At 34.8% G+C, this 827-nt stretch carries 1 protein-coding gene and 1 pseudogene; one reads left to right on the top strand and one right to left on the bottom strand.

Annotated features, from left to right (window positions below; all coding sequences use genetic code 11):
- A pseudogene (locus tag ACFINC_RS10310) lies at positions 1 to 372 on the top strand (hypothetical protein); the annotation flags it as partial.
- Here ACFINC_RS10310 and ACFINC_RS10305 read toward each other — a convergent pair.
- Positions 346 to 827, bottom strand: a 482-nt coding sequence (locus tag ACFINC_RS10305) for a hypothetical protein (RefSeq protein ID WP_375617151.1), incomplete at its 5' end; no start/stop codon positions are given. The pseudogene ACFINC_RS10310 and the gene ACFINC_RS10305 overlap by 27 nt on opposite strands.

Below are 827 nucleotides of genomic sequence, written 5' to 3'. Positions count from 1 at the left end.
CCTTTTATCTTTAGATCTGCATGCTATCGTGAACTTGTCTATTTCCCACACTCGCTAGGAACACTACGTCACATCCATCCAAAACAGGCAAAATACTTATGCTTACAAAGACCTAAAGTCACACCTCCAATATATGGAAATATTGATCCATTTAGCCTTAAACCTTCTTGCACATTAGTATTAATTCTTACTGTTTTTCCCAAGGACAAAAACACAAAAATTCCTCTAATATTTACTATGGAACACACTGCCATAGATCCCTTAAATCCATCAGAAAAAGTGAATTTTTGCCCCGAGTATTTTTATGATTTTAAACCAGAGTCAAAATTATTACAGGCATTTAATTCATCCCTCTATGGTTTTCCCAGGTAAGAAATAACGCTGCTGTTCTTCAGGACTTTTTTTAGCAAGCTCTTCCCATGTCATTGGCTTTCGTCCTAATAAATTGCCTAATAAATTTTGTGCTCTTGGCCAGTAATAGCATTGTGCAAGTGTAACGGTATTTTGTGGTATAAACCATTCTTCAAAGGCTCTAACAACTTTAATTGCTTGAATCTTTGTCTGCTCATCCCTCATTAATTGTTGCAATAATTCCTGCGATCTATCTTCTTGTTCATCTGTAATGGGATTTAGTTCTATAAACTCTCTTACAAGCGCACAAACAACTTTAGAGGCTTGAAGATTTTCATAAATATTTTCATATGACGTCAAACATTCTTGCTCTTTAAAGTTCTGCTGTAAACGTTCTTGCACTTCTCCTTGTAATTCTTGCAATTCTTTAATTTTTTTATCATTTTCTGCTAATTGTCCCTCCATCAATGTTCGTT

The organism is Bartonella sp. AP58NXGY (assembly GCF_042195785.1).
Taxonomy (GTDB): domain Bacteria; phylum Pseudomonadota; class Alphaproteobacteria; order Rhizobiales; family Rhizobiaceae; genus Bartonella.
This window is presented reverse-complemented; position numbering and strand designations above follow the sequence as displayed.